This window comes from Streptomyces sp. NPDC032161, assembly GCF_040636995.1.
Classification (GTDB): domain Bacteria; phylum Actinomycetota; class Actinomycetes; order Streptomycetales; family Streptomycetaceae; genus Streptomyces.
In genome coordinates, this window is sequence record NZ_JBEZVN010000125.1 from 1 (window position 1) to 1,197 (window position 1,197).

Here is a 1,197-nt window from a genome sequence, read left to right on the forward strand (position 1 = left end):
CAGACACCACCAGGCAACAGCCCGACACAGCCACTACCAACGACGGGCCGCCGACGAATCCGCTGGGTAGATCACGAAACCGTACTGGAGTACTAATCGCTTCTTCTTCTCCCGCAGATGCCACCGCAGCAGGTCGTGCACGGTCTGGTCGGTGCCATCGTCGCGCCAGAGGTAGAAGTAGTACTTCACCGCACCGGGCGGAGGCATGTCGTGGGGCAGGAACTCCCACTGGCAGCCGGTGCGGTTCTGGTACAGGATCGCGTTCACGATCTCCCGCATCGCGTATTTGCCCTGGTGACCGCTGACCGAGGGGTGCTGGGCCTTCCATGCCGTGATCACGGGTTCGATGAGCTCCCACTGCTCGTCGGTGAGATCGCTCGGGTACGGCTTGCGCATGTCCATGCCGCAACCCAAGCGAACCTCGAACGTCCGACCGGCAGCGATGCCCCAACGTCACACCATCGAGCGATGACAAGCCAGACGGAAAGTCACATCCCGCACTCTCAGAACTATCTCGCACAACGTCCGGGTTTTGAGAGGACTTCTGCGAATGGCGACCTGCGGAAACGTGATCACTCCGAGGCGTTTCGCAGAACTCTCGCATCTGGTCGTTTGTGAGAGACCCGAACCGGAACTGGCGCTACCGCTAACCACGGTTCCGGTGTTCCCCGAGGTCGGAACAGACCGGCGGCCGCGGAAACTCAGGCGTGTACCGCTACTCGCAAGATCTCCCCGCCGCGCTCATCCTGTGGTTGATCGCCGGACCGTAGACGACCAGCCCGACGAAACGCACGGGCCCGCCACCACAGTGGCGGGCCCGTGGGTGTTCGACGTCTTATGGTCCGTGCCCGGTGCCACTGAACCTTGACCGATTGCCACTGAAGTTTGACCGGAGTTGAAAGCGCCTGGCGGTGGGGAGGGGTGGCCATCGCGGCTGGTCAAGTGTCCCGAGCGCAGGGTCGCATGAGTGCCTTGCGTCGGCCGCGCTGGGCCCACCGGCATCTTCGGATCTAGCCGGATCTGTCGCCTGCATAGGCCGGGGGCTCATGTCCATCCCCGTGGGAGGGACCGCCCTTTCGGTCACCGCGCACCCCGTCGAGATCCCCGTTACCTTTTTCGTGGCCCCGCAATGGGGTGCCTGGCCCCCGGGTCCGGTATGGCTGTGTGCCCCCTGTCGAAGTGGATGACCTGGGGGGT

The 1,197-nt window shown here is 63.8% G+C and carries 1 pseudogene; it reads right to left on the minus strand.

From position 1 onward, the window contains the following. Window positions 1-108: 108 nt before the first annotated feature. A pseudogene (locus AB0E67_RS36500) lies at window positions 109-402 on the minus strand (transposase); the annotation flags it as partial. Window positions 403-1,197: the final 795 nt, after the last annotated feature.